Annotated in this window: 25 protein-coding genes and 1 pseudogene; 18 read left to right on the top strand and 8 right to left on the bottom strand. The window is 65.2% G+C overall.

Going from position 1 to position 24,651, the window contains the following annotated elements; genetic code table 11:
- Nucleotides 1-77 precede the first annotated feature (77 nt).
- The 4 genes from IVB31_RS16340 to IVB31_RS16325 all read left to right on the top strand — a co-directional run bounded on the left by IVB31_RS16340 (nucleotide 78) and on the right by IVB31_RS16325 (nucleotide 4,819).
- A complete protein-coding gene (locus IVB31_RS16340; RefSeq protein ID WP_247323992.1) occupies nucleotides 78-2,738 on the top strand; it encodes an EAL domain-containing protein in 2,661 nt (886 codons plus the stop codon).
- A 313-nt stretch (nucleotides 2,739-3,051) separates the two neighbouring features.
- Complete coding sequence (locus IVB31_RS16335; RefSeq protein ID WP_247323989.1) at nucleotides 3,052-4,089, top strand: DUF1236 domain-containing protein; 1,038 nt, start codon at nucleotides 3,052-3,054, stop codon at nucleotides 4,087-4,089.
- Between the two features lie 24 nt (nucleotides 4,090-4,113).
- Complete coding sequence (locus IVB31_RS16330) at nucleotides 4,114-4,431, top strand: hypothetical protein (RefSeq protein WP_247323986.1); 318 nt, start codon at nucleotides 4,114-4,116, stop codon at nucleotides 4,429-4,431.
- A gap of 172 nt (nucleotides 4,432-4,603) precedes the next feature.
- A complete protein-coding gene (locus IVB31_RS16325) occupies nucleotides 4,604-4,819 on the top strand; it encodes a hypothetical protein (RefSeq protein ID WP_247323984.1) in 216 nt (71 codons plus the stop codon).
- A 171-nt stretch (nucleotides 4,820-4,990) separates the two neighbouring features.
- Here IVB31_RS16325 and IVB31_RS33550 read toward each other — a convergent pair whose 3' ends face one another.
- Nucleotides 4,991-5,125 carry a hypothetical protein gene (locus IVB31_RS33550; RefSeq protein ID WP_256464321.1) on the bottom strand — a complete coding sequence of 45 codons (135 nt, stop codon included), beginning with the start codon at nucleotides 5,123-5,125 and terminating at the stop codon, nucleotides 4,991-4,993.
- A gap of 376 nt (nucleotides 5,126-5,501) precedes the next feature.
- Between IVB31_RS33550 and IVB31_RS16320 the strand changes: the two genes are divergently transcribed.
- From IVB31_RS16320 to IVB31_RS16310, 3 genes are all read left to right on the top strand, one after another.
- On the top strand, nucleotides 5,502-5,660 hold the full coding sequence (locus tag IVB31_RS16320) for a hypothetical protein (protein ID WP_247323982.1): 159 nt from the start codon (nucleotides 5,502-5,504) through the stop codon (nucleotides 5,658-5,660).
- The gene (locus IVB31_RS16315; protein WP_247323980.1) at nucleotides 5,657-5,953 is read left to right on the top strand and encodes a hypothetical protein; all 297 of its coding nucleotides are present in this window, start codon (nucleotides 5,657-5,659) and stop codon (nucleotides 5,951-5,953) included. Before IVB31_RS16320 ends, IVB31_RS16315 begins: the two co-directional genes overlap by 4 nt.
- Before the next feature lie 96 nt (nucleotides 5,954-6,049).
- A complete protein-coding gene (locus IVB31_RS16310; RefSeq protein ID WP_247323978.1) occupies nucleotides 6,050-6,328 on the top strand; it encodes a DUF1488 domain-containing protein in 279 nt (92 codons plus the stop codon).
- Here IVB31_RS16310 and rpsU read toward each other — a convergent pair.
- Nucleotides 6,318-6,616: pseudogene (gene rpsU / locus IVB31_RS16305) on the bottom strand (30S ribosomal protein S21). The gene IVB31_RS16310 and the pseudogene rpsU overlap by 11 nt on opposite strands.
- 252 nt (nucleotides 6,617-6,868) lie before the next feature.
- Here rpsU and IVB31_RS16300 point away from each other — a divergent pair.
- The 5 genes from IVB31_RS16300 to IVB31_RS16280 all read left to right on the top strand — a co-directional run bounded on the left by IVB31_RS16300 (nucleotide 6,869) and on the right by IVB31_RS16280 (nucleotide 11,115).
- On the top strand, nucleotides 6,869-7,828 hold the full coding sequence (locus IVB31_RS16300; protein ID WP_247323976.1) for an AraC family transcriptional regulator: 960 nt from the start codon (nucleotides 6,869-6,871) through the stop codon (nucleotides 7,826-7,828).
- 98 nt (nucleotides 7,829-7,926) lie between these two features.
- On the top strand, nucleotides 7,927-8,217 hold the full coding sequence (locus tag IVB31_RS16295; RefSeq protein ID WP_247323973.1) for a hypothetical protein: 291 nt from the start codon (nucleotides 7,927-7,929) through the stop codon (nucleotides 8,215-8,217).
- Between the two features lie 109 nt (nucleotides 8,218-8,326).
- Nucleotides 8,327-9,532, top strand: coding sequence for an NAD(P)/FAD-dependent oxidoreductase (locus IVB31_RS16290; RefSeq protein WP_247323970.1), 1,206 nt, complete (start codon nucleotides 8,327-8,329; stop codon nucleotides 9,530-9,532).
- Between the two features lie 94 nt (nucleotides 9,533-9,626).
- Complete coding sequence (locus IVB31_RS16285) at nucleotides 9,627-10,544, top strand: MBL fold metallo-hydrolase (RefSeq protein ID WP_247323968.1); 918 nt, start codon at nucleotides 9,627-9,629, stop codon at nucleotides 10,542-10,544.
- 211 nt (nucleotides 10,545-10,755) lie between these two features.
- Nucleotides 10,756-11,115, top strand: a complete 360-nt coding sequence (locus IVB31_RS16280; protein ID WP_247323965.1) for a hypothetical protein — start codon at nucleotides 10,756-10,758, stop codon at nucleotides 11,113-11,115.
- Between the two features lie 39 nt (nucleotides 11,116-11,154).
- Here the strand turns inward: IVB31_RS16280 and IVB31_RS16275 are convergent, their stop codons facing one another.
- The 3 genes from IVB31_RS16275 to IVB31_RS16270 form a co-directional block, all read right to left on the bottom strand.
- Nucleotides 11,155-13,254 (bottom strand): methyl-accepting chemotaxis protein, encoded by a 2,100-nt coding sequence (locus tag IVB31_RS16275; RefSeq protein WP_247323963.1) that lies wholly within the window; start codon nucleotides 13,252-13,254, stop codon nucleotides 11,155-11,157.
- A gap of 137 nt (nucleotides 13,255-13,391) precedes the next feature.
- On the bottom strand, nucleotides 13,392-13,514 hold the full coding sequence (locus IVB31_RS33545) for a hypothetical protein (protein ID WP_346730872.1): 123 nt from the start codon (nucleotides 13,512-13,514) through the stop codon (nucleotides 13,392-13,394).
- Between the two features lie 97 nt (nucleotides 13,515-13,611).
- Nucleotides 13,612-13,788, bottom strand: a complete 177-nt coding sequence (locus IVB31_RS16270; RefSeq protein WP_247323961.1) for a hypothetical protein — start codon at nucleotides 13,786-13,788, stop codon at nucleotides 13,612-13,614.
- 137 nt (nucleotides 13,789-13,925) lie between these two features.
- On the opposite strand from IVB31_RS16270, the gene IVB31_RS33540 reads away from it, so the two are divergent.
- The 3 genes from IVB31_RS33540 (at nucleotide 13,926) to IVB31_RS16260 (ending at nucleotide 16,602) form a co-directional block, all read left to right on the top strand.
- The gene (locus IVB31_RS33540; protein ID WP_256464320.1) at nucleotides 13,926-14,057 is read left to right on the top strand and encodes a hypothetical protein; all 132 of its coding nucleotides are present in this window, start codon (nucleotides 13,926-13,928) and stop codon (nucleotides 14,055-14,057) included.
- Between the two features lie 175 nt (nucleotides 14,058-14,232).
- A complete protein-coding gene (locus IVB31_RS16265; RefSeq protein ID WP_247323959.1) occupies nucleotides 14,233-15,357 on the top strand; it encodes a beta-propeller fold lactonase family protein in 1,125 nt (374 codons plus the stop codon).
- Nucleotides 15,358-15,714: 357 nt separating this feature from the next.
- Entirely contained in the window at nucleotides 15,715-16,602 is an 888-nt protein-coding gene (locus IVB31_RS16260; protein ID WP_247323957.1) for an HlyD family efflux transporter periplasmic adaptor subunit, read from the top strand.
- A gap of 170 nt (nucleotides 16,603-16,772) precedes the next feature.
- Here IVB31_RS16260 and IVB31_RS16255 read toward each other — a convergent pair whose 3' ends face one another.
- Entirely contained in the window at nucleotides 16,773-17,621 is an 849-nt protein-coding gene (locus IVB31_RS16255) for a caspase family protein (protein ID WP_247323956.1), read from the bottom strand.
- 420 nt (nucleotides 17,622-18,041) lie between these two features.
- Here IVB31_RS16255 and IVB31_RS16250 point away from each other — a divergent pair, with 420 nt between their 5' ends.
- The 3 genes from IVB31_RS16250 (at nucleotide 18,042) to IVB31_RS16240 (ending at nucleotide 21,965) form a co-directional block, all read left to right on the top strand.
- A complete protein-coding gene (locus tag IVB31_RS16250; protein WP_247323954.1) occupies nucleotides 18,042-19,772 on the top strand; it encodes a hypothetical protein in 1,731 nt (576 codons plus the stop codon).
- Nucleotides 19,773-19,940: 168 nt separating this feature from the next.
- Complete coding sequence (locus IVB31_RS16245) at nucleotides 19,941-20,672, top strand: thermonuclease family protein (RefSeq protein ID WP_247323952.1); 732 nt, start codon at nucleotides 19,941-19,943, stop codon at nucleotides 20,670-20,672.
- Between the two features lie 105 nt (nucleotides 20,673-20,777).
- Nucleotides 20,778-21,965 carry an aminotransferase class V-fold PLP-dependent enzyme gene (locus IVB31_RS16240; protein WP_247323950.1) on the top strand — a complete coding sequence of 396 codons (1,188 nt, stop codon included), beginning with the start codon at nucleotides 20,778-20,780 and terminating at the stop codon, nucleotides 21,963-21,965.
- 115 nt (nucleotides 21,966-22,080) lie between these two features.
- Here the strand turns inward: IVB31_RS16240 and IVB31_RS16235 are convergent, their stop codons facing one another.
- Complete coding sequence (locus tag IVB31_RS16235; RefSeq protein ID WP_247323948.1) at nucleotides 22,081-23,211, bottom strand: hypothetical protein; 1,131 nt, start codon at nucleotides 23,209-23,211, stop codon at nucleotides 22,081-22,083.
- The gene (locus IVB31_RS16230; protein ID WP_346730875.1) at nucleotides 23,211-24,647 is read right to left on the bottom strand and encodes an MBOAT family protein; all 1,437 of its coding nucleotides are present in this window, start codon (nucleotides 24,645-24,647) and stop codon (nucleotides 23,211-23,213) included. Before IVB31_RS16230 ends, IVB31_RS16235 begins: the two co-directional genes overlap by 1 nt.
- Nucleotides 24,648-24,651: the final 4 nt, after the last annotated feature.

Below are 24,651 nucleotides of genomic sequence, written 5' to 3'. Positions count from 1 at the left end.
ATTCATGTTTTCCTAACCCTTGCTGGTAACGCGCTCTTGTCGGTTTTGCTGCATCTTCCATCCCACGGGAGGGCTGGATGGGCACATCGATGCGATGGAGCGCGCGACTACGCGCGCTGCTGCGCCGTTGGCGGGGAGCGCCGCTGACATGGCTGATCGTCGGCGGCTGCGTGCTGATGGCCGCGATGGCTATCGGCACCGCGCTCACCGTCGACCGCTTCCGGCAGAATGCGATCGAGAGCGGCCGCGACAGCCTGGAGAGCGCGGTCCGGCTGCTCGCCCGTCATTTCGACCGCGAGTTCGAGGACTTTGCGGTGCTCCAGAAGAGCGTCATCGCGGAGCTCGAAAGCCGCGGCATCGGTTCCGCCGATGTCTTCCGCAGCGAGGTGGCGACGCTCGCCATGCACGAGGTGCTGCGGGCAAAGGCGAGCGGCTGGTCCGATGTGGCCGGCGCGAACGTCTTCGATTCCAACGGCGTTCTGATCAACTCGTCGCGGCGCTGGCCGGTCGCCGACGTCTCGGTCGGTGACCGCGGCTATTTCAAGCGCCTCAAGAACGATCCGGCCGCGCAGGAAGAGGTCGAGGTCGTGGCCGGACGGTTCGGCGGCGGCCCCGCGATCGTGTTCGCCAGGCGCGTGTCCGGTCCGCACGGCGAGTTCTTCGGCATTGTCTCGCGTGCGATCACGCCCGACCAGCTCGAATCCTTCTTCGCCTCGAGCGGGCTCGGCGAGGAATCCTCGATCGCGATGCACCACCAGAACGGTGAGTTGCTCGCGCGCGTTCCGCATGTCGACGCGATGATCGGTCAGAATTTCCGCAACGGCACGCGCGAGCAGATGGCGGTGTTCGAGCGCACCTACGTCACCACCCAGCTCGCAAGCCCGATCGACGGCAAGGACCGCATCGTCGCTTCGCGCCTCCTCACCGGCGAGCCGCTGGTCGTGGTCGCGACCAGATCGCTCGATGCGGCGCTGGCGACCTGGCGCACGCAAACCAAATTCTTCGTCACCGTCGCCGTGCTGTCGATCGGCCTGCTCGTGCTCACGCTCACGTTGATCTTCCGCCAGATGACGCGCCGGCTCTCGCTGGAGAAACAGCGGCTCGACACCGCGCTGAACACCATGACGCAGGGCCTCCTGATGTTCGATCAGGATGAACGGCTGATCGTCTGCAATCGCCGCTACATCGAGATGTACGGCCTGTCGCCCGACGTCGTGAAGCCCGGCGCCCATTTCCGCGAGGTGATCCAGCATCGCCACGACACCGGCTCGTTCGAGGGCGACGTCGATTCCTATTGCGACGGCATCCTGAACAATGCCGGGCAGACGCAGAGCACGATCGTCGAGACCGCCGACGGCCGCCTGATCGAGATCAAGAACCAGCCCGGCGCCGCCGGCGGCTGGCTCGCTACCCATGAGGACGTCACCGAGCGCATCCGCGCCGACGAACGCATCGCGCACATGGCGCATTACGACGCACTGACAGACCTGCCCAACCGCGTGCTGATGCGCGGCCATCTGGAGCGCCGCGTCGCGGAGCTCAGCCAGGGCAAGCCGTTCGCGATCCTCTATATCGACGTCGACGAGTTCAAGGGCGTCAACGATTCGCTCGGTCACGAGGTCGGCGACGAGCTGCTGCGCCAGGTCGCAAACCGCCTGCGCGCCTGCGTCAGCGGCAACGATCTGGTCGCACGGTTGGGGGGCGACGAATTCGCCATCGTCAAGGCGGGCACCAACGACCATGCCGAACTGACGGAGCTCGCGGAAAACATCCTGAAGGCGCTGCGCACGCCCGTGGACTGCAACGGCCAGGAAATCCCGACCGATGCCAGCATCGGCATCGCGATCGCGCCCGACCACGGCGATACCCTCGACGCGCTGCTCAAGCGGGCCGATCTCGCGATGTATGCGGCGAAGTCGGAAGGCCGCCGCACCTTCCGTGTCTTCGTGCCAGAATACGACGCCAAGGCGCGGCTGCGCCGACAGCTCGAGCTCGATTTGCGCCAGGCGCTCACGCGCGGCGAGTTCGAGGTGCACTACCAGCCGCTGGTGGATCTCGCGGCCAATGTGGTCAACGGTTGCGAGGCGCTGCTGCGCTGGCGCCATCCCGAGCGCGGCATGATCTCGCCCGTCGACTTCATCCCGGTCGCGGAAGAGACCGGCCTGATCGGCGAGATCGGCGAATGGGTGTTGAAGCAGGCCTGTACGGAGGCCGCCTCATGGCCCGGCGATATCCATATCGCGGTGAACGTCTCCCCGGTGCAGTTCCGCTCCAGGACGCTGGCGCTCAAGGTCGCAACCGCGCTGGCGGAATCAGGCCTTGCGCCGGGGCGGCTCGAGCTCGAGATCACCGAGACCGTCCTGATCCGTGACGACGCGGAGGCACTGACGATCCTGCATCAGCTGCGCGAGCTCGGCGTGCGTATCGCGCTCGACGATTTCGGCACCGGCTATTCGTCGCTGAGCTATCTGCATCGCTTCCCGTTCGACAAGATCAAGATCGACCGCAGCTTCATCAGCGACATCGGCGAACCTGAGGATTCCTCGCCGATCGTGCAGGCCGTTGTGCACATGGCCGCCGCCCGCCACATGGTGACAACGGCGGAAGGCGTCGAGACCGAAGCCCAGCGCGAGGTGCTGCGCCGGCTCGGATGCAGCCAGATGCAGGGTTGGCTGTTCAGCCCCGCCGTGCCCGCGGCGAAATTGAAGCAGCTATTGTCGGCGCAGGCGGCGGCTTAGCGACCTCACCCCAGTCCCCGCGATCAGCTTCAAACCTGGCCCGGCTCACCGCACCGAGCTATCGCCTGATGCACCCGAATGAAAACGGCCGCACATCGGCGGGCCGATTAGGGGGTCATCTGTTACGGAGCGCTTGCTGTTCGGTTATCCAAATGTTCCGTTTTCTCCCGATCTGGCGCGAATTGGTCGCCAATCGATCGGCTAACCCTCGTGTGGTCGAAGCCCTCCGTTTGCGGATTATTGCCGAGTTTTCCCGAATTGGAACTGCCGGACCCTGACCGGTGTTGTTGGCAACCGCATTCAGGAGGTTCAGATGAACAAGCGTTTATTGTTGACTACGACAGCCGCCGTCGCGATCGCCACGTCCGCCTTTGCGCAATCGTCTCCGAGCCCGTCGAGCTCCAGCCCACCGGCCACGCAGCAGCAGAATTCCACGTCGGCCACGACGCCGCCGCCGTCGTCGGCGACGCCGTCGGGATCCGCACAGACCTCAACGCCCTCGTCGAATTCCGCTCAGACGCAGACGCCATCCTCGTCGGGGCAGCCCACCACGAATCAAGCGACGAATTCCGGCACCGGCGCCGCCACGCCCACCACACAGGCGCCGACCACCCAGCCCAGCCAGGCGCAAACCAATTCGCCCACGAACAACCAGACCCAGAGTGCAAACCCGCCAGCCTCAAACAGCAACCAGGCGCAGTCACCCTCGGGAAGCGGCGCGGCCAACACGGCCCAGCAGCAGAACGCCGCCGGTCAGTCGTCGAACACCAACGTGAACGCATCGGTCAACCTCAACGACCAGCAGCGCACCCGCGTCAGCGCCTCGATCTCGCATCTCAACGTTCAGCCGTTGAACAACGTCAATTTTTCGCTGTCGGTCGGCACGGCGGTGCCCCGCGACGTGCGTCTCCAGCCGCTGCCGGCCGAAGTCGTCGAGGTGGTGCCACAGTATCGCGGTTACAATTTCGTCCTGGTGAAGGACGAGATCGTGATCGTGGATCCGTCCAGCTACAACATCGTCGCCGTGATGCCCTATTCAGGCCGCTCGACGGCGGCTGCGCCAGTTCGCTCCGAACAGCACAAGACGACGTTCAGCGATCGCGACCGTGAGGTCATTCGTAAACACGCCAAGGCGCGGCCCGTCGAGCGAGAGGGGCGCACCACGGGCAGCACCGTCCGCACCGAAATCCGCACTGGCGAGCGCGTGCCGGACGGCGTGGAGATCGAGGCCTTCTCCGACGACGTCTATCGGGATGCGCCGAGCTTGCGGGAATACCGGTACATCAACCGGGACAGCCGCACCTACATCGTGGAGCCCCGCGAGCGTCGCGTCATCGAAGAGATCGACTGAATTCGTCACGGAGGAGATACGACCATGAAAACCATTGTACTGGGACTTTTGGCGGCCACCGTCGTGAGCTCCGCGGCGCTCGCCGCCCCGCTCAATCCTGCTACACCCGGCTCAACCGAGGCAGCCGGCATCGATCAGGTACGGCTTGTCTGTGACGAGTACGGCCGCTGCTACAGGACCCGCGGGCCCCGCCACGTCCAGCGCTATTACGGCGGTGACGACGGCTACGCGGCGCGCCGAAGCTACGGGTATTATGGCGGTCCTGAGTACCGCGATCGTGGCTACGGCTACTATGGCGGCGGCCCGAGCATCGGCTTCAGCTTCGGCACCCGGAGCTGGTGAGCGAGGAAAGGGCCGCTCTCCGAGCGACCCTTTCCTCGCCGGGGACTGCTCGGTCGCACATCGAGCGGCTATTCCGTCTCCGCCAAATGCAGCGGGACATGGAACGCGCGCGAAAGAACTTTTGCTTAAAGGCATGGACAGAGTTCGGAGCAATTCCCTCGACGAAAAGCTGGTGAAGCTGCTCGACGACGAGTGGCAGACGGCTGCTCAGATCCAGCGCATCTGCGGCGGAGAAACGCTGGAGGTGGCCAAATCGCTCGATCGGCTGTGGGAAGCCGGGCGCATCGAGCGCGAGGCCCAGGAAATCGGGATCGGCGCGAGACGCAAGGGAGGCGGAGTTCAATTCCGTCGCATCCGCTATCGACAGGGATCACCAGAGCCTCGATGAGACCCGTTATATCATCAAACCTCAGGGACTTTGCGTCTGCGGTCTTCAGCCATCGCCGTCTCGGCTTCAGCGGCCAGCCTGTCGAGATGGCCGCGGCGAGCTCGAGCGGCCATTGTCGGCGCGTGAGGCAGGAAAGGCTTTGGCACCCGCCCGCTGCGTGCGGGCTTCCCGCTATTTCTTCTTTGTAGGTCCGAAATCCGGCTGCCAGGCGGGCTCCTTGCGGCTCGGGGCCGCGGCGACCAGCTTGGCTTTATCCTTCTTCGGCTTCTTGGTTTCGCGATTGCTGCGTTGCTGACCCTTCGCCATCTCGCTCTCCTTTTGGTGGTTCGAGTTCTTGGTGGTTCGAGTTCGTCTGGGTGATTTGAGTTCGTCGAATTCATCCGACTGCAGCACCCGTCCACGCAAGGTGCAGACCTCTCGTCCACGTCACCATCGCGCAGCACTTTGTGCGAGGCGTAACGCGATCGTCGCAGGCACGCGGCCCGTCGAGCCATGCGGTAATGGCAGCAATCCTAGGTCCGCGCCCAGCCAATAGCGAGCGTTAAATGCCTTGCGCGATGGTCGCGCCGTGACATTGCCGTTCGCCGGCGCGCGCCGATAGTGCTGGCTATTGCCAGACCAAGGGAGCATGGTTGCAGTGGCCGGCATCGGTTGGCGCTTCACATCCGAAAGGCAGGCGTTCATGACCATCCGCTCGCGGCGAGAAACCGTCACCTTCAGGCACCCGTTCCGCATCCGCTGCGTCGAGCGCATCTCCTTCGCAGCCTATCGCCGAATTGCCACGATCGGCTCGGTTGATCTTGCGAACGCGCAGGCCGCAGACGCGAGCATCCGCCAATGACTGAGCAGACGGTCGATCTCGACAAGCACCGCGGCATGGCCGCGCAGAAAGCCACCGACCTGCGCCGCGCCCTGAGCGAGGTCGAGGCCCAGGTCAGGGAACTGCGCGAGCGCGAGGCCGACCTCGAAAACCGCATGATGACGGTGCCTGCGACGTCCTGGCCTGAGGCTGCGGTGAAGGCGCGCCATCTGCTCAACCTCTATGCTGCGAGCCTGCCCGCCGAGGATACGCGACACCGCGCGCTGGTCGCGGCGCTGCTCGACGATTTCGTCCGGCTATCGGGCGAAGACTGAAGCGAGCGACTGGCCGCCTGGATTTCGGCACGCGCCGCACTCGACGCGACCGGGAAGCGGCGTGCGTCAACAAGCAATCATGTAACGGGGTAGGCCATGACGTTGACCAGCGGCCGGTTCATCAGCCACGAATACGACCGGATGGTCGTCCGGTTCTCGATGCATGACGGCACCAGGGAGATTTCTTGCGCGATCTCGACCTCCGCGATGGATGACCTCGAGCGCGGCCCGCAAGTCAAGCCCGAGCAGCGGGAAGCCCAGTTCACGCGCTTGCAGGACCGCATCGAAGCACGCGCGGCCAGCAAATATCGCGCAACGGAGTTCGAAGGCACGCCGCCGGGCATCGTGCTGCGAGGCATCGATTTCAGGCCATAGCGCGACATGCGGCGTTCTGCCGAACGCGCGACTTGGCCCGCGCCTTGATCTCCGGCAAGGGCGCCCTGCGCTGCAAAGGCTTCTTTCGGTGGCGCGGGTAGCAATCCCTTTTTGATCGACTGCTTGCTTGCGAGCCCGGCGAATGGCCTCGGATTTCTCGCGGGCCTTTTTCTCCGACGGCTTTTCGTAGGAGCGCCGCTGTTTCATTTCCCGGATGACGCCCTCGCGCTGCATCTTCTTGCCGAGAACACGAAGCGCCCGCTCGACCGCGGGAAACGACCCGGTCATCCCCGCCTCACCAAACGAGCTATCGCAACAGCCCCTGCAACGGGCTCTCGCCTCTGTCGTCACCAAAGACAATTCACCGATCGCCCGCCCATCGTGCGTTCGCGAAAGCGCGCGCGGGCCGGGAGCAGGATCGGGAAAAGCATGCCCGTTTCAGGAAATACACCGGGCATTCGCGGCGCATAAAACGCGCGCCGTTCCGTTCAAATACGGACGACTGATCCAAAGCTCGAGGTGATCAGGAGGAGCCACACCATGACCGGGAACACCGCACCCATGCGCAACCCCTCGCACAAGCGCTTGCCACCCCCACCTGGCGTACAGCCGGACGACGGCCCGAATTCCGAGCGGCGCACCGCCGATGCGGAGATGGCGCGCGTGCTCAGGACCGAACCGACGCGCATGGCATTGGATTCCTCCGGCGCCGGGATCGCGCACTGGAGACATGATCCATTGCACGACGTCGTCGAGCCCATGAGCCACCACGTGATCATGGCGTACAACGGCATGATGCAGCGCATGGAGCGCCGGTCGGGAAAATCGGTTGCGATCGGCACGTTTCGTCCCGGAGTGCTGATCATCATTCCGGAAGGATCGAGCTCGCGATGGGATATTCCGAAGCCTGTCGATGTTGTTCAACTCTATCTTCCGAATGCAACACTGAAGCGCATTGCTGACGAAGCCGGGACGGCTGGAACGCCCAGCCTGCTGGAGCGGACGGCGCATCCAGACCCCATTACGTCCAGACTGATCTTGAGCGCAGCGGATGCGCTGGAGGGCAATGGGGCCCTGGACGCGCTGTTCCGGCATCAGCTGACGGATCTTCTGGCGACGCGCGTGCTGGCTGCGCACACCGGTGCACCGACCACGTTCCAGCCGACCATGGGCGGGCTGTCGCCGAAGGTCCTGCTCCGTACGATCGAGCGGTTGCGCTCCGACAGCGACGCGGACGTCTCCCTCGATGCGCTGGCGTCCGACGCAGGCCTGTCGCGCTTCCATTTCTGCCGGTCCTTCAAGGAGAGCACCGGGCTCTCGCCGCATGCCTGGCTGCGCCAGCATCGACTCGAGCAGGCCATGAACATGCTGCGAGAGAGCGACGAATCGGTCGTCTCGATCGCCGCGGCGCTTGGTTATTCCTCGCAGACTGCCTTCGCCGCGGCTTTCAAGAAGCTGACGGGCGAGACCCCGAGCGATTGGCGCAGGCGCGTGCGTTAGCCGCAATCTCTCGACAGGGACGGCAATCGCGCTGGGGCAGCGGCAAATCGGGTCGGCTACATCATCACCATGTCCAGACCAATCGAAGGAGACCAGAGATGACCTGGAAAAACTTCGTCAGCCGACGACTGATTGCATCACGCCGCAGAAGCCTCGCCAGCGCAACCTTGTACGGACTCTCGCTGGCCGTTCGCTTCACGTCGGCGACCGGCGAGGAGGTGGAAATTCCGACCTACTCCATGCACCCGACGCATCAGCTGGTTTCCATCATGACCCGAAATGGCCCCGGCCTTCCCTATCAGGACTGGGGTCCAATGGAGCCTCAAGCGTTCGTCCTTGGCTACGGCTTGCCGCCGCGTTCGCCGCTGCAACGCTGCATGACGCCGTAAGACCGGCGACCACTTCACCGCTACGTGCCGCCGCCAAACGCGACCCTCAAGGAGAGCAGCGAGCGGACGCGCGCGGCCTTTCGAAACGTTCACACCAAGGAGCAATCGCATGCGAATAGTCATCATCGGTGCCGGCTTCGCCGGGATGTACGCTGCCCTTTCCGCAGCCCGTCAACGCGAGATCCAGGGCGTCTCGCCAGACCAGCTCGAGATAGCGCTGATCGCCCCCGCGCCTGTGCTCGTGGTTCGCCCGCGGCTCTATGAAGCGAAGCCCGAGACTCTGACGGCGCCCCTGTTCGACGTGTTCGAGGCCATCGACGTCACCTACGTGCAAGGCAGCGCCGAGACCGTCGACACCGAGGCGCGCATGGTGCAGATCGCCACGGCCAAGGGCACCAGGAAGACGCTCTCCTACGATCGCCTCGTCGTGGCCACCGGCAGCCGGCTGTTCCGTCCGGACATTCCGGGCCTGGCCGAGCACGGCTTCAGCGTCGATACGCTCGACGACGCGGTTGCGCTCGACAGGCATCTGCACGGCCTTGCCAAGCGTCCCGCCGCGAACGGACGCGACACGGTGGTCGTCGCCGGCGGCGGCTTCACCGGCATCGAGGCGGCAACGGAGATGCCGGCGCGGCTGCGCGATATCTTCGGCAAGGAAGCCAGACCCCGCATCGTCATCGTCGAGCGCAACAATGTGATCGCGCCCGACATGGGCGAAGGCGCCCGCCCGATCATCGTGGAAGCCCTGCGCAAGCTCGGCGTGGAGACCAGGCTCGGCGCCGGGGTCGCCTCACTCGATGAATCCGGCGTCACGTTATCGAACGGCGAGCACATCGAAACCGGGACCGTGATCTGGGCGGCGGGCATTCGCGCCGCGCCGCTGACCACGCAGATTCCCGCCGGGCGCGACAATTTCGGCCGGCTGCTGGTGGACCGCGATCTGCGCGTGCCCGGTGTCGCGGGCGTCTTCGCAACCGGCGATGCCGCGCGCGCCGCCTGCGATGATGACGGCAATCACGCATTGATGTCGTGCCAGCACGCCACGCGGATGGGCGCCTTTGCCGGCAACAACGCCGCGGCCGATCTGCTCGGCGTGCCGACCAGGCCGTATCACCAGAAAGCCTATGTCACCTGCCTCGACCTCGGCGAAGCCGGCGCGCTGTTCACGCGCGGATGGGAGCGTGAGGTCGAGATGGTCGGCGCCACCGCCAAGAAGACCAAGCAGGAAATCAACACCGTCTGGATCTACCCGCCGAAGGCCGAGCGCGCCGTCGCGCTCGCGGCCGCCGATCCGGAGCGCGTGACTGATCTCTAGACGTTCCAGGCGATGACGCCCGCGCTCCTCCCGGCTGCGCGGGCAGCTCAACCAAGACCAGCCGGGAGCCTTGACCTTGAAACAGGAGACCAACATGAATCTGCACAACACCTCATATCCCGAGACATCGGGGCCCGAAGAGCTCGTTCCGTCGCGCTATGCGCTGAAGATCGGCGAGATCGACGTGCTGGTGGTCAGCGACGGCGTGCTGCCGCTGCCAACCACGATGCTGGCCCACAACGCCGACCCGGCCGTCCGGGCGACCTGGCTGCACGACATGTTCCTGCCGCAGGACGCTTTCGACTGGGCGCTGAACGCGGTGATGGTCCGCAGCGGCGGCAAGACCATCCTCATCGACGCCGGCCTCGGGTCGGACCCCAACTTGCACTTGCCGCGCGCGGGGCAGTTGATCAGGCGACTGGCGGCCGCCGGGATCGATCTTGCGTCGGTGACCGATCTGGTGCTGACCCATTTGCACATGGACCACATCGGCGGACTCCTGGTCGACGGGGTGAAGGAGCAGCTGCGCAAGGATCTGCGGATCCACGTCGCGGCCGCCGAGGTCAAGTTCTGGGAAGAGCCTGATTTCTCCCGCACTGCCATGCCGGAAGGATTCCCGGACGCGCTGCGATCGACCGCGAAGCGGTTCGTGAAGGAGTACGGCCCTCAGCTGCGGCTGTTCGACGACGAGCACGAGATTGCGCCTGGCGTCATCGCCCGTCGCACCGGCGGCCACACCCCCGGACACAGCGTGGTTCGTATGGCGTCCGGCGGCGACGCGCTGACATTTGCCGGCGACGCCGTGTTTACCGTCGGGTTCGAGCAACCCGACTGGCACAACGGTTTCGAACACGACCCCGAGGAGGCGGCGCGCGTTCGCGTCAATCTCTTGCGAGAGCTCGCCAGCACCAGCGAGATGCTGGTGGCCACTCACTTGCCATTCCCGTCCGTGGGCCGGGTCGCAGTCGATGGCGACGCCTTCCGGTGGGTCCCGGTGTTCTGGGACTACTGACCGCTTGCCGGGTCAGATTCAACGCAGGCGCGGACTCATGGCATCGATGAGTTCGCGCCCCTTAAAATAGGATCAAACCTCGGACCTCGCGGTTATCGCCCCGCTGAGACGGCTGGAACCCGGTCGGTGGGCGTCAGCCGACATTGCGTTACGCGCGGCGCAGGCGGCTCCTCGTCTGCACACTTGCGCGCGCGAGATCGAGCGAGGCGATATGGCAATTGCGGCTTTCAGGACGATCACGCTCGTAGCGGTTGCCGCCATGATCGGCGCATCGGTGGAGGCCCGCGATGACGGTCGCTACGCAAACTCCGCGCTCAAGGGCTGGTTCGAAAGCCTGCACAGCAAGGGCGGCGGTCCCTGCTGTGCCGACGCCGACGGCACCGCCCTCGACGAGGTCGACTGGGACACGCGCAACGGACATTATCGCGTCAGGCTTCTGGGCGACTGGATCGAGGTGCCGGATGACACCGTGATCACCGAGCCGAACCGCGCCGGCCGCACCATGGTCTGGCCGTATTTTATCAACGGCCGCGCCATGATCCGCTGCTTCATGCCCGGCAGCATGATTTGAGCGTTCAGGAAATTCGCTGGGTTGGTTGGCCGCGAGAGCCTACGCCGCGCGGAGATCGCCGACGAAGCGGTCGACGTCGCGCTTGAGGTCATCGGAGAGGCGCGCCAGCATCTTGGCGGAGTCCAGCACCTCGCCGGCAGCCGCGCCGGTTTCGCCGGCGGCCTGCGACACGCCCGAGATGTGACGCGAGACTTCGTTGGTGCCTTGCGAGGCCTGCTGCACGTTGCGCGCGATCTCGCGCGTCGCGGCGCCCTGCTGCTCGACGGCGGCGGCGATCGCGGCCGCGATCTCGTTGACGCGCTGGATGGTGGTGGCGATCGACTGGATCGCGGTCACCGACGACTGGGTCGCGCCCTGGATCGCGGCAACCTGGCCGGTGATCTCCTCGGTCGCCTTCGCGGTCTGCGTCGCGAGGCTCTTCACTTCCGATGCGACCACGGCAAAGCCGCGGCCTGCCTCGCCGGCGCGGGCGGCCTCGATGGTGGCATTGAGCGCGAGCAGGTTGGTCTGCTCGGCAATGCCCGTGATCAGCGCGACGACGTCGCCGATGCGCTGCGCGGCGTCGGCCAGCGCCTGCACCTCGGCATTGGTGCGCGCGGTTTCGCTGGCGGCGGCACCCGCGATGCTGGAGGATTCGGCGACCTGACGGCTGATCTCGCTGATCGAGGCCGAGAGCTGCTCGGTGGCGGCGGCCACCGTCTGCACGTTGGAGGAGGCATCGCCCGACAGGCTCGCAACCGAAGCGGCCTTGGAGGAGCCCTGCTCGGCCGTCGACGACATCGAATGTGCGGTGGCGTTCAGTTCGCCGGAAGCCGAGGCGAGGGTGTGCAGCGATCCCGTGACGGACTTCTCGAACTCTCCGATCAGCCGCTCGACGGCGAGCTGGCGCCGCTCCTTCTTCGCCTGTTCCGCCGCCGTTTCCTCGGCAAGGCGGTCGCCGGTCATCATGTTCTCCCGGAAGACGGACACCGCGCGCGACATCTCCCCGATCTCGTCGCCGCGCTCGATGCCTGCGAGCTCGATCGCATAATCGCGCTCGGCAAGTCGGCGCATCGCCTGCGTCATCTTGCGGATCGGTGTGCTGACGCGGCGCTGCACCAGGATGAAGCCGAACACCGTGATGGCGAGCGCGACCAGCATCATCGTGCCGTTGAAGGCCAGGCTCCATTTCGCCGATGTCATCTGCTGCCCGGCGCGGGCGACCATTTCGGCCAGCGCGGCCTGGCCGGCCTCGACGCTGTAGTTGAGCGTGGCGGTGTTGAGCTTGGAGAGATCCTCGACCTTGATGTCGATGGTCTGGTTGTTGCTGAGCGCCTTGATGAAGCCCTGCTGGCGCTCGGCCATGGCGGCGGCCTCGCCCTGTTTCGAGCGCGCGATCACGTCGGTGAGGCTCGCGGGCGCGTCGCTGCGTCCGGCAGCGTCCACCACCTGGCTCCAGGCCTGCTTCGCGCGACCGGTATCCTCGGCGGCGCCGACCATGTCGGCGGCGCTCCAGGGTTTTCCACTGGCTGCCGCAGCTTCCAGGCGAATGGCGACAAGGCCGCCGAAACTGCGGGCGGCCCAGGCCGACTGTTTTATGCCGAGAAGATGATCGACCACGGGATCGGTGAGCTTGAGCGCGTTCTCGAGCTCGGCGGTCAGCGCCAGAAGAGCGTCGAGATAGTCCTGCGCGGTTTTACGGAACTCGTCGCCGACCTTTGCGTCACGCTCCACCTTCGATTGGTGGATGGCCGTTTCCGCCCTGGACCGCAGCGGCACCAGCGCGTCATGGACAGCGACGAGCCTGCTCGCGGCACCGGCAAGGCGCGAATCCGACACGCCCTCGAGACGCTCGAGCACGCTCTTGTAGGCCGCTTCGGACAATTGCCGGTTGCTGGCGATCCGGTTGTCGGCATTGGCGTTGGCAGGTCCCTCAGCGACCAGCGCCGACAGGAAGGTGCCGCGCTCGAGCCGGAAGCCGAGCAGGGTCGCAAACAGCTGCTGGTCGGTACTGGCGAAGCGCTCGACCTTCTGCGCGGCGCCGTCGCGCGCAATGGCCCCGAACAGACCGGTCGCGAGCTGCCCGACCAGGAACAGGCCTAAGACGCCGATGATGGCCCCGAGGACGGAGCGAATCGAGGGATTGCCAAACAATGCCATGGGGGAGCGCCGGGTTCTGCGGAAAAGATGCAGAAAAATACCGATCGGCTCCTAAGATTTCGTTCACCAATGTAGCGCCGCCGCAGTGCGCGGGCCGGCCGAAGTGAACCAAGGAGAGAGACGCCGGCGTAGCCGGCTTATTTCATCTGCTTGGCCGCCCGGATCTCGGCGAACTCGGCGTCGGGATGGGTGACGATGGTGGTGAACATGATGCCGCTGATGATGAGCGACCAGGCGGTGTCCCAATAAATCCAAAACACGTGACCAGCCTCCGTTTCGGTCTCCTCCACCCGCAGGATCAAGCTAACGGCAGGACGAGGCTGCTGTTCCCAATAGGCGCGCGGCGCGGGCGAGGCGCTATTTTGGTTTGGTCGGCGGGGAGCCGCGATCGGTTTGACCGGTGTGGCGCTTTGCCACGACATCCTCGTCGCGCTCGCCTGCGTGCGGGCGCGGCGGCGGCTCGGGCTGGCCGGCCTGGCCGCCATGCTTGCCGCCCATGTCGGGCTTACCTTCGAGATCGTTTTCACGGGGCATGCCGGTTCAATGCGCCGGCGCGGCATTGGTTCGTTTTCGCCTGTGAACGAGTTCATAGGATCGCCGCGGTTTGCAGTGCACGATCGCGTGGCGCCCCCCGGCGTATTGACCTTTATATGACGGACGGATTCGGCCTGATGCGGAAGCCACTCGTCGCCTGGACCATCCTGACCTGCGCGCTGCTCGCTATCACGGTGTGGACCGTGCTCGGGCCGCCCGACCGCCCGCCCGGCGCGCATCTGCCCTCCCGCACCGCGGCAATGCGGTAGGGTTCTCGTTTTGACGCGTTTCCTTACGCGAACCGGCATCCACTTCGCTCGAAACGCTTTGCCACCGATACCATTTCGGCATCGATCGATCTCAATTGGAATTTGGTGCGGCGGGGCGGCTCCCGCTATCCTCGCTGGAAAACAACAAGGCCGCACCGGCTTTCAGGAGGATCCCATGTTGAGACCGACCCGACGCATCGCATCCGGGGCACCCCGCGCTGCGATCGCCACCACCCTCGCTTTCCTCACTCTCATTTCTGGAGTCCGCGCCGGCATGGCCGAGACCTTCGCCTATGTCGGCAACGCCGACAGCAACGACATCAGCGTGTTCAAGATGGCCGAGAGCGGCGAGATGACGCCCGTGCAGACGGCCGCGTTTCCGGGCGTCGAAAAGCCCGGCTCCTCGACGCCGCTCGCGATCACGCCCGACCACCGCGTGCTGATCGCCGGCGTTCGCTCGCAGCCGTTCCAGGCGGTGAGCTTTGCGATCGATCCCAAGACGGGCCAGCTCAGCCATGTCGGCAACGGCCCGCTCGCCGACAGCATGGCCAATATCGCCTTTGACCGCGGCGGCAAGTTCCTGTTCAGCGCCTCCTATGGCGGCAACAAGGTGGCGCTGAATCCACTGCTCGCCAACGGCGTCGCGGGCGAGCCGAAGCAGGTGATTCCGACCGGGCTGAACGCGCACGCCTTCCTGCCCTCGCCCGACAACCGCTTCGTGTTCGCGACCAATCTCGGCTCCGACCAGGTGCTGGCCTTCGCATTCGATGCCACGACCGGCACGCTCACGCCGAGCGATCCCCCGGCCCACAAGGTGCCGGAGAAATCAGGGCCGCGGCATTTCGTGTTCCACCCCAACGGCAAGTTCATCTATCTCGTGCACGAGCTGAACGGCGACGTCGCGGCGTTCGCCTACGAGGCCAAGAGTGGCGCGTGGGACGAGATCCAGCGCACCACCGCGCTGCCGGAAGGGTTTAATGGCAAACCCTGGGCCGCCGACATCCACATCACCCCCGACGGCCGCTTCCTGTACGCCTCCGAGCGCACCACCAACACGCTCACTGCCTACAAGGTCGATGCAACCAGCGGCAAGCTGACCACGATCGGCAGCGTGCCGACCGAGAAGCAGCCGCGCGGCTTCCACATCGATCCCAGTGGGCGCTACCTCGCCGCGGTCGGCGAGCTCTCCGACAGCATGACGATCTATGCCATCGACCAGAGCAGCGGCGCGCTCGGCAAGCTGAAATCCTACGCCACCGGCAAGAAGCCGAACTGGGTGGAGTTCTTGAACCTGCCATGAGGGGAGCATCCATCTCCCTTGCAGACGTAAAGCACGGCGGATAGCGCGCCCGTAGCCCACCCGTAGCCCACCCGTAGCCCACCCTTGGAGACGCCCGCATGTGGCGGGCCCTCAGGGTGAGGTCGGTTTTGCGGCAAGATATCAGACCCTCATGGTGAGGAGCCGGCCGAAGCGAACCATGCAGGCCAGCGAACCTCTTGGCTTGTGCGGCGACTAATTAACGGGCGGCATCGCGCCGCCCGTGCTGCTGCGGCATTCTCATCCGGCCGGCTCTTGACCTGCTCTTGACCTGCCCTTGGCCCATCGCGGTCGCTTCTGCTATCGATGAGGCCGTCAAGGCCCCAACCGGAATAACCGATGCGTCCTTTGCCTGCGCGTTCCCTGTCCCGACATTTCGTTGCGCTCACCGGATTGCTGTTGCTGTCCGCCCAGTCCGCGCCTGCCGCCGATGACGACGCGCCCAAGGGGCCGGCAGTCACGGTGCTGAAGGTCGCAAAATCCTGTTTCTCCGACATCGTCGAGGCCACCGGCACGATCATCGCGCGGGAAGAAACCTCCGTGCGGCCCGAGCGGCCCGGGCTGAAGGTGACCGAACTGCTGGCGGAAGCCGGCGAGACCACCACCGCCGGACAGGTGCTTGCGCGGCTGGCGCTGCCCGAAGGCGGCACGCTTCAGGTCACCGCCCCCGTGGCCGGCGTGATCGCGACCTCGACCGCGCAGATCGGCAGCCTCGCTTCGGCCAAAGGCGAGGCGCTGTTCACCATCGTGGCGCGCAGCGAATACGATCTCGTCGGCCTCGTCGCGACCTCCGATATGCGCAAGCTCGCGGTCAACCAGCAGGCGACCGTGCGCATCGCCGGCGCCGGCGATCTCGACGGCAAGGTGCGCCGCATCGGCCCGACCGTCGAGCCGAACATCCAGCAGGGCATGGTCTATATCGGCATCTCGTCGCAGAAGCGGCTATTGCTGAACGCGAGCGGCCGCGCGCTGATCAAGTCCGGCCAGAGCTGCAACGTCGCGGTGCCGCTGACCTCGGTGCAGTATTCCTCCGCCGGCACCGTCGTGCAGGTGATCCGCCGCAACCGCGTCGAGACCAAGCGCGTCGAGGTCGGACTGATGTCGGGCGGCAATATCGAGGTGCGCGACGGCCTCATCGAAGGCGACATCGTCGTCGCCCGCGCCGGTGCGCTGTTGCGCGAAGGCGATCCGGTGCGCCCGGTGATGGCCGCGGAAGCGGCGAAGTAGCAGCCGATATAGGGGCGGACGTGCGTTAACACGCATATCGTACAGTGGGTTAGCCCGCGGTCGCGCGAAGCGCGGTCCGCTGGCGTAACCCACCTCTTTGCTTTCAGCGCTGACGAGAGAGACGTGGTGGATTAAGCCTTCGGCTAATCCACCCTACGAACCGAGCGAAACTAGCCGCCGGCTTCGCCGAAATGGACGTCTTCGAGCAGCGAGGAAGAGACGGACGGGACCTGATCGCCTTCGCTGGCACGGGAGATGGCGACGCGCGTCTTGTTGAAGACGCTCTCGGCGCTGCCCTGCGCATCGAGGTTGGTGAGGAACTCGCTGACCAGCACGCTGTGCTCGCCCTTGCCATCGTCGACGACCTTGCCGGGCGAAGCCGAGGAGAGGATCAGGGCGTTGTCGGGCGTGCCGATCGGCGCGAGGCCGTGGCTGTAGGAACGGAAGCGCCGCTCATAGGGATTGCGGCGGGAGGCGTCGACCACGAGGAGCTTGGCCTTGGCGCCCTGCTCCTTCATCATGTCGAGCACGCCGTCGATGGAGACGCCCTGGCGGCGGACGTCGCTCTCCTTCCAGATCACGGCATCGACCGGCAGCATGTAGCTCTCGCGGCCGGCCTGCACGCCGTAGCCGCCGAAGAACAGCATGACGACGGTGTCGCGCTTGATCCGGGACTTCAGGCGATTGACGGCGCGGACCATGTCATCCCTGGTCGCGTCTTCCACCATGTCGACGTCGAAGCCGCTCTTGCGCAGCGACGAGGACAGCGCGCGGGCGTCGTTGATCGACTGCGTCAGCGGCGCGCTGGCGTCGGGGTAATGTCCATTGCCGATGACGAGGGCGAGGCGCGAGGTCTGACCGATCGAGCCGGTGACCTGGTCGGTCGAGACGGCCTTGGCAGCATCGAGCGCGCGCATGTTGAGGGCAGCATGGGCGCCGATCACGAGCGACGCCGTGCCGATGAGGGCTGCGGCGACGGCGATCGTACGTCTGGAAAGGTCGAGCTGCCTTACATTCATCTCGGTTCGTTCCTGTGCCAAAGACCAGCCAAGCGCACGCACAGTGTTTGAGTAGCGCGATAGCGTCTTTAGGTTTGAGGGGTTGGCCGGGGATGTGCCCCCGAACTGCGCGCAATTTGCGGCGCCGCACCAAACAAACCTTTAACCGGATATCGCCTCCCCGGCAATAGATTGCCTGAAAATTGAGCTAAATCACTGAATATATTGGCTAATTCTCCGAGCCCGATGTGTCATTTTTGTGCGTCCCCGTAGCCTTCCGGGGTCTGATCATGCAGCCCTCATGCCGGCTTTTTCCGTGACCGCCATCACATTTGTATTTCCTGCGAATCCGGGTAGCCTTTTCAACGACTTGCAGGGGGTGGCGCGCAGATGGGAGCGTGCCGGCTGGCCCCCCAACAAGGCCCGGCGATCAGGTATTTCATGAACATTCAATATTTTGCCGGCGCCGCCTGCCGGGCGCTGACGGCGCGGAAGGACGGCCCCTCGCTTTACGACGTCTGCGATCCCGTATTGTCCGTGACAGCCAGCGGCGATCCGCATCTGGCCAAATTCTACAAGACCGCGCTCGGCAATCCCGCATTGCGGCTGTTGCTGCGACGCGCGGGCCTGCCCGAGTTGCGCGACGAAGGGAAACTGGCCCGACTGCGCGAGGCGCTGGTTCGCGCCCGCGACGAGGCCGAGCCCGATTGGGCGGCGGTCGGCCAGCCCGTCGCCGATCTCGTCGACAGCATCGCGCTGGATCATCCCAAGCCGCCGCCGGCCACGTTCAACGGCTCCATGCCGCAACAATCGCAAATCGACAGCGTGATCCGCGACTGCGCGCAGCATCTGCTCGGCTCGTACCGCAAGAACGGCTTCCTGCCGACCTATGCCGCGTTCAACCTGATCGGCGATCCCGATTTCCGCGGGCGCGAGCTGACCATGGCGCTCACGGGCCTCAACGCGCGCGGCTACAAGAACTCCTCGCTGCTGTTCAACCTCGCCCGCGTCTTCATCGCGCGCTCGCCGGCGCGCGCGGTCGTCAACCCGCCATGGACGGGCATTGCCGAACCGATGTGGGAGCCGGTGCAGATCCGCCACCGCTCGGCCTATTACGACGCGTTCTTCATCGAAGCGCTGTTGAGTTACGTCGAGACCGGGCTCGCCTCACCCGCCGACAAGAATGCGGCGGAGCGCGCGGTCGCCGACATGGTCGATTTCTGCGTCAACATCAGCCGCGAGGAAGTGGAAGGCATTGACGGCGCGCGGTTCAACGTCATCACCGCGCTTGCGCCGGCGCCGCATCCGCGCTTTTCGCGCTTCTTCGCGCAGATCAAGCAGGACCTCGGCTTCGGCGTCTACGTGCCGGATTGCGACACCACGGCCTGCTCGATCTCGGCAGCGACGCAGGCCGGCTGCACCGATCCGATTCTCGATCAGCCGCTGCTGGATTTCTACGCCGGCTATCAGGTGCGCGCGGGCGTCAACGAGCCGCGCGTGACCGTGCCGATCAACGACAATATCGACTACGAGGGCGGGGTTGCGACCTGGATCGACAACCTCAAAGGCGAACGGCCTTACGGCAATGATCTCGATCCCACGCTCAATCTCGACGTTCTCGAGGTCAGCTTTCGCAACCTCGCGCGCTGGAAAATCCTGGAGACGCCGGCGCGGCTGGCGACCGTGCACCGTATCATCGGCTTCCAGAAGCGGCTTGCCGCGAGCGGCGCCTTCGCCAATCCGCGCTCGCACATCTATTATCTGCCGGAGCTCTACAGCGCCTATTTCGGTCGCTGTTACGCGGCCCTCCTGGCGCTGCCGCTGGCGGCGCAGGCCGCGATCGATCCCGACGGCGATTTCGCCTTCATCCGCCACCGCGTGCTCTCCTACGTCCAGGGCGAGCTGATGGCCGCCGAGATGAACGTGTTCGACGCAGCATTGGCGCTGATCGCGCTCGGCCATCTCGGCGCCGACCCGCGCGCCTTTGCGCCGGCGCTGAACGTCATCGTTGCGAGCCTCGGCGAAGGCGGCCGCCGCGGGCCGTTCCGCGCCTATGAGTGGAACAAGATGAAAACGCCGACGCGGATTCTGGTGGGCGGGCCGGAGGTGACGTCGGCGTTCGTGTTGATGGGGCTGGCGGTGGCGAAACGTGCGATGGCGGGGCGGGGGTAGGTTCGCTCAGGTCCCGTGCCCCGGACGCAGCGCAACGCGTCCGGGACACGACAACCAGCGCAATGACAGGAAGTTGAAAGCCCATCTGTCAGGCAAACGCTGGCCGGGCGGACAAAAGCCGACCACAATTGCGGCGTCTATCGCAATTTTCATCACACGCGGGCCGGCATGTTGCGAAAATTCCTGATTGCGCTGTCACTCCTCGTTATATGCCCGCCGTCGCTGGCTGAGGCCGCGGACATCACCGGCACCGCAAAGGTCCGCGCCGGCGACGCCGTCATGATCGGCAACACACGGATCCGGCTCGGCGGCATCGACGCGCCCGCGGTCGACCAGCTCTGCCTCAACACCAAGGGCGAGCGCTGGACCTGCGGCATCGCCGCCCGCGACGAACTCGCCAAATACACCGAGGGCAAGAGCTGGGTCTGCCATGCAAGGTCGGTCGACCGGCGCGGCCGCACCGTGGCGCGCTGCGAGGTCGGCGGCGAGGACATCCAGAAATGGCTGGTGCGCAGCGGCTGGGCGCTGGCCTACACCCGCGTCTCCCGTGACTACGAAGCGGACGATGCTGCCGCCCGCGAGGCAAAAGCCGGGATGTGGCAGGGCGCCTTCATCGCGCCCTGGGACTGGCGCGAGCGCAACAAGAAGACGACGATCCTGGGCGCCACCAAGCCGCCGGAGGGCGCGCATGCGATCCTGCAGGCCTCGGCCTCGGGGCCCGTCGCGCCCTCGCCGGACTGCACCATCAAGGGCAACGTCAACACCGCCGGCGAGTGCATCTATCACCAGCCGACCAGCCGCTGGTATGCACAGATCAAGATGAAGATCAGCAAGGGCACCCGCTGGTTCTGCTCGGTCGACGAGGCGGAGGCCGCCGGCTGCCGCGAAACGAAGAGATAGGGCCCCAGCCCTGCGTTTTACGTGCTTTTCTCGGGCGCCAGCGGCGCGTAAAAGTCTGAATCAGCGACCCACCAGCCTGTTCTCAAGCAACAAGGACCAACAGCAATGACCGTTCGCGCGGGCCGGGAATTTCTGGCCATCCCCGGGCCCACCAACATGCCCGACGAGGTGCTGCGGGCGATGCATCGTCCGGCGATCGACATCTACTCCAAGCAGATGCACGATCTGACCGAGAGCCTGCTCAGCGACATCTCGAAATTGTTCGCGACCGAGGGCAAGTCCTACATCTACATCGCCAACGGTCACGGCGCCTGGGAAGCCGCTTTGAGCAACGTGCTGTCGCGCGGCGACAAGGTGCTGGTGCTGGAGAGCGGACGGTTTGCGATCGGCTGGGGCAATGCGGCCGCCCTGATGGGCGCCGAGGTCGAGGTGCTCAAGGGCGACTGGCGCCGCGCGGTGCGGCCGAACGAGGTCGAGGAGCGCCTGCGCCGCGACAAGGAGCACACCATCAAGGCCGTCGTCGTCGTCCAGGTCGACACGGCCTCGGGCGTGCAGAACGACGTCGAGGCGATCGGCAAGGCGATCAAGGCGGCCGGCCATCCCGCGCTGTACATGGTCGACACCGTGGCCTCGCTCGGCTGCATGCCGTTCGAGATGGACAAATGGGGCATCGATGTCGCCATGTCCGGCTCGCAGAAGGGCCTGATGACGCCGCCCGGCCTCGGCTTCGTCGCCGCCAATGCACGCGCGCGCGAGGTGCAGAAGACAGCAAATATGAGCACGCCCTATTGGAGCTGGAGCGAGCGCGAGGGCGCCGAGAACTATCGCAAATACGCCGGCACCGCGCCGGTGCATCTCTTGTTCGCGCTGCGCCAGGCCATCGACCTCCTGCACGAGGAGGGGCTGGAGAATGCCTTCCGCCGCCACAGCCTGCTCGGAGAAGCCACACGCCGCGCGGTCTCCGCATGGTCGGAAGGCCAGGTGCTCGGCTTCAACGTGGCAGAGGCGAGCGAGCGCTCCAACACCGTGACGACGGTGACCATGAGCAACGGCCATGATCCGGCGGTGCTGCAGCGCTATTGCAAGGAGAAGTGCGGCGTGGTGCTCGGCACCGGCATCGGCGATCTCTCGGGACAAGCCTTCCGCATCGCCCATATGGGCCATGTCAACGCGCCGATGCTGCTCGGCACGCTCGGAGTGATCGAGGTCGGCCTCAACGCGCTGAAGATCCCGCATGGCAAGGGCGGGCTCGAGGCCGCGGTGGCGTATCTCGGCGAAGAGGTGGCGGTGTAGTGTCGCGGTCGTCCCGGCGAAAGCCGGGACCCATACCGCGTGATCTATCGATAAGGCGCGGTCGCAGTACCGAAGGCCTTTTCACGGCGAATCTTCGCCAAACCCCGCCCTGGGGTTATGGGTCCCGGCCTTCGCCGGGACGACGAGGCAATTTGTACGCCTCGACCTGCGCCTTCAGCTCATCCAGCAAGGCAGTGGGCTTGTTCGGATCGACCCGGTACTCCCCACTCGCCAGCCACTTCAGCACCTTCGCATCCACGACCGGCGAATGGTGGATGACGTCGCTGTAATTGCCGAGGTCGTGGGTGATATCCTTGATCGCACGGAAATCGTGAAGGCGCACATTGGGAAGCTGCGTCAGGCGGGTCGCAACGACCGTCGTGAGATCGGTGACGATCTTCAGCGTCGCAGGCGAGGCATCGCGCATCGCGACGAATTGCAGGATCGAATAGGGCGGGAAGTAGATGTCAAAGGACACGTCCGGATGACGCGTGATCAGGCCGACGGCATCGCGCTCGAAGTGCCGCACCATGGCGTCGTAACCGTAGCCTTCACCCAGAAATCGGCTGCGCACGGGACTTGTGATGTAGGTGAAGGCGGCGAGCGTCTTCTCCGCGTTGTAGCCACGCGCGACGTCGAAATCCCGTGGCAGCGCGTAGATGTCGTCGACGTCGGACAGCGCGAACTTGACGGGCAGATAAGGCGCGGCCCGGGTCAACGGCGCTCGCAACGGCGGGATCGATCGCAGCAGCGCGAACAGGGACTCCTTCGCCATCGCCGCACTGAACAGATAGGACGCGATACCCTTTGTCGTCTTGCGGTAGAGATCGACGGAGAGATAAGGGTCGGTCTCGATGCCGGCCGCATCGACGAAGATAAAATCGTCCATCTGCCAGATCACGCGCCTCGCGCCGCGATCGATCGCCTGCTCCAGCACAAAACTTTGCTGGCGCGAATTGGACCCGGTCATCGCCAGCTTGAGCGAGTGCACGCCGAGCGCATGGTCGATGTCGCTCTGACGGAAATGGATCGCGAGCGAGGTGCCCATGAAGGCGGTGTCGAACGACTGGCTGCGGATCAGCCCGGCATTCTGCACGCGCGTGTCTTCGGAATAGAAGGGCGCGACGAGACGCGAGGGCCGAAACAATTGCAGCGGATCGACGGCGAAAGTGAGCGCCGCCGCCCCCAGCACGCACGCGATGCTCGCGAGGAGAAGACGGCCTGGATGTGTGAACGTGCCCCGCATCAGAACCGGAAATAGATGAATTCGCTGTGGCTCTGGATGCCCAAGATCCCGAACGCGAGCACCAGCGACGCGCCGTAGAGGACCAGAGGCCGCATCCGTCCCGCCATCAGGCCCTCTCCGACTCTGCGATTGGCGTGATCGTATCCCATGATTCCCTGCGTGTTCGGCGCCAGCCACACCAGCGCGGCATAGATCGTGACCTGCACCAGCGCCGCGATCTCCTCGCGGCCGAGGACGATGTTCGAAGGCTCGGCCATGGCGCGGAGAACCCGCAGCGCCCAATCGACCCGCTCGGCACGGAAGAACACCCAGGCAACGACGACGGCCAGGAAAGTCAGCGCGGCGCCTGCGATACGGACCGGGCGCGCAAGGATCGCCGGACTGTTCGGCACCAGCGCGTTGAAGGCGTGGTTGACGCAGAGATAGGCGCCATGCAGCGCGCCCCAGACGACAAACGTCCAGGCGGCGCCGTGCCATAGCCCGCCGAGCAGCATCGTGATCAGCAGATTGATGTAGCGCAGCAGGCGGCCGCGGCGATTGCCCCCAAGCGGGATGTAGAGATAGTCGCGCAGGAAGTGCGACAGCGTCATGTGCCAGCGCCGCCAGAACTCGACGATGCTGGCAGCCTTGTAGGGCGAATTGAAATTGACTGGCAGGAAGATGCCGAACATCAGCGATATCCCGATCGCCATGTCGGAATAGCCCGAGAAGTCGAAATAGAGCTGGAACGTGTAAGCCAGCGCACCGAGCCAGGCCTGGTCGAAGCTCGGCGCTCGCGCATCGAAGGCGAGCGCCACCAGCGGCTGGATGCCGTCGGCGAGGCACGTCTTCTTGAACAGGCCGATGGCGAAGATGATGAGTCCGCAGAGAATAAGATGCGCGTCCGGGTGCTTGGTTTCCTCCCGCTCGAATTGCGGGATCATGTCCTTGTGGTGAAGGATCGGTCCCGCGATCAGATGCGGAAAGTATGTCACGAACAGCGCGTAGTGCGGCAGCGCGTAAGCCGCGACGCGGCCGCGCCAGGCATCGACCAGGAAGGCGATCTGGGTGAAGGTGTAGAAGGAGATGCCGACCGGCAGCAGGATGTGGACCGCAAAGTGCGTGCCCGCCAGCGCATTGACGTTCTCGGTGACGAAACCGGCATATTTGAAGATGCCGAGCACCAGGAGATCACCGGCGACGCCAAGCGCGAGCGCCGCGCGACGCTGCGACGGAGTAAGCTTCGCCACGATGAGCAGGTGTCCGACGCCGTAGTTGAAGGCGATCGAGAGCAGCAGCAAGGGCACGAACTGCCAATTGCCGATGGCGTAAAAGGCGAGCGAGGCCGCCGCCAGCCAGATCACCGGGGCCAGATTGCTGCGCCGCCCGAGCCAGAAATAGCCGGCCAGCACGGCCGGCAGGAACAGCAGAATGAACGGGTAGGAATTGAACAGCATCGGG

The sequence above is a fragment of the Bradyrhizobium sp. 21 genome, assembly GCF_023073335.1.
GTDB lineage: Bacteria > Pseudomonadota > Alphaproteobacteria > Rhizobiales > Xanthobacteraceae > Bradyrhizobium.
Note: the sequence above shows the minus strand (reverse complement) of the source record. Positions and strands in the feature narration are given on the sequence as shown.

Bases quoted from the DNA above. Each gene is read 5' to 3' on its own strand.
- IVB31_RS16340 (WP_247323992.1), top strand. From the start codon at position 78: ATGGGCACATCGATGCGATGGAGCGCGCGACTACGCGCGCTGCTGCGC.
- IVB31_RS16335 (WP_247323989.1), top strand. From the start codon at position 3,052: ATGAACAAGCGTTTATTGTTGACTACGACAGCCGCCGTCGCGATCGCC.
- IVB31_RS16330 (WP_247323986.1), top strand. From the start codon at position 4,114: ATGAAAACCATTGTACTGGGACTTTTGGCGGCCACCGTCGTGAGCTCC.
- IVB31_RS33550 (WP_256464321.1), bottom strand. From the start codon at position 5,125: ATGGCGAAGGGTCAGCAACGCAGCAATCGCGAAACCAAGAAGCCGAAG.
- IVB31_RS16320 (WP_247323982.1), top strand. From the start codon at position 5,502: ATGACCATCCGCTCGCGGCGAGAAACCGTCACCTTCAGGCACCCGTTC.
- IVB31_RS16315 (WP_247323980.1), top strand. From the start codon at position 5,657: ATGACTGAGCAGACGGTCGATCTCGACAAGCACCGCGGCATGGCCGCG.
- IVB31_RS16310 (WP_247323978.1), top strand. From the start codon at position 6,050: ATGACGTTGACCAGCGGCCGGTTCATCAGCCACGAATACGACCGGATG.
- IVB31_RS16300 (WP_247323976.1), top strand. From the start codon at position 6,869: ATGACCGGGAACACCGCACCCATGCGCAACCCCTCGCACAAGCGCTTG.
- IVB31_RS16295 (WP_247323973.1), top strand. From the start codon at position 7,927: ATGACCTGGAAAAACTTCGTCAGCCGACGACTGATTGCATCACGCCGC.
- IVB31_RS16290 (WP_247323970.1), top strand. From the start codon at position 8,327: ATGCGAATAGTCATCATCGGTGCCGGCTTCGCCGGGATGTACGCTGCC.
- IVB31_RS16285 (WP_247323968.1), top strand. From the start codon at position 9,627: ATGAATCTGCACAACACCTCATATCCCGAGACATCGGGGCCCGAAGAG.
- IVB31_RS16280 (WP_247323965.1), top strand. From the start codon at position 10,756: ATGGCAATTGCGGCTTTCAGGACGATCACGCTCGTAGCGGTTGCCGCC.
- IVB31_RS16275 (WP_247323963.1), bottom strand. From the start codon at position 13,254: ATGGCATTGTTTGGCAATCCCTCGATTCGCTCCGTCCTCGGGGCCATC.
- IVB31_RS16270 (WP_247323961.1), bottom strand. From the start codon at position 13,788: ATGCCCCGTGAAAACGATCTCGAAGGTAAGCCCGACATGGGCGGCAAG.
- IVB31_RS33540 (WP_256464320.1), top strand. From the start codon at position 13,926: ATGCGGAAGCCACTCGTCGCCTGGACCATCCTGACCTGCGCGCTGCTC.
- IVB31_RS16265 (WP_247323959.1), top strand. From the start codon at position 14,233: ATGTTGAGACCGACCCGACGCATCGCATCCGGGGCACCCCGCGCTGCG.
- IVB31_RS16260 (WP_247323957.1), top strand. From the start codon at position 15,715: ATGCGTCCTTTGCCTGCGCGTTCCCTGTCCCGACATTTCGTTGCGCTC.
- IVB31_RS16255 (WP_247323956.1), bottom strand. From the start codon at position 17,621: ATGAATGTAAGGCAGCTCGACCTTTCCAGACGTACGATCGCCGTCGCC.
- IVB31_RS16250 (WP_247323954.1), top strand. From the start codon at position 18,042: ATGAACATTCAATATTTTGCCGGCGCCGCCTGCCGGGCGCTGACGGCG.
- IVB31_RS16245 (WP_247323952.1), top strand. From the start codon at position 19,941: ATGTTGCGAAAATTCCTGATTGCGCTGTCACTCCTCGTTATATGCCCG.
- IVB31_RS16240 (WP_247323950.1), top strand. From the start codon at position 20,778: ATGACCGTTCGCGCGGGCCGGGAATTTCTGGCCATCCCCGGGCCCACC.
- IVB31_RS16235 (WP_247323948.1), bottom strand. From the start codon at position 23,211: ATGCGGGGCACGTTCACACATCCAGGCCGTCTTCTCCTCGCGAGCATC.
- IVB31_RS16230 (WP_346730875.1), bottom strand. From the start codon at position 24,647: ATGCTGTTCAATTCCTACCCGTTCATTCTGCTGTTCCTGCCGGCCGTG.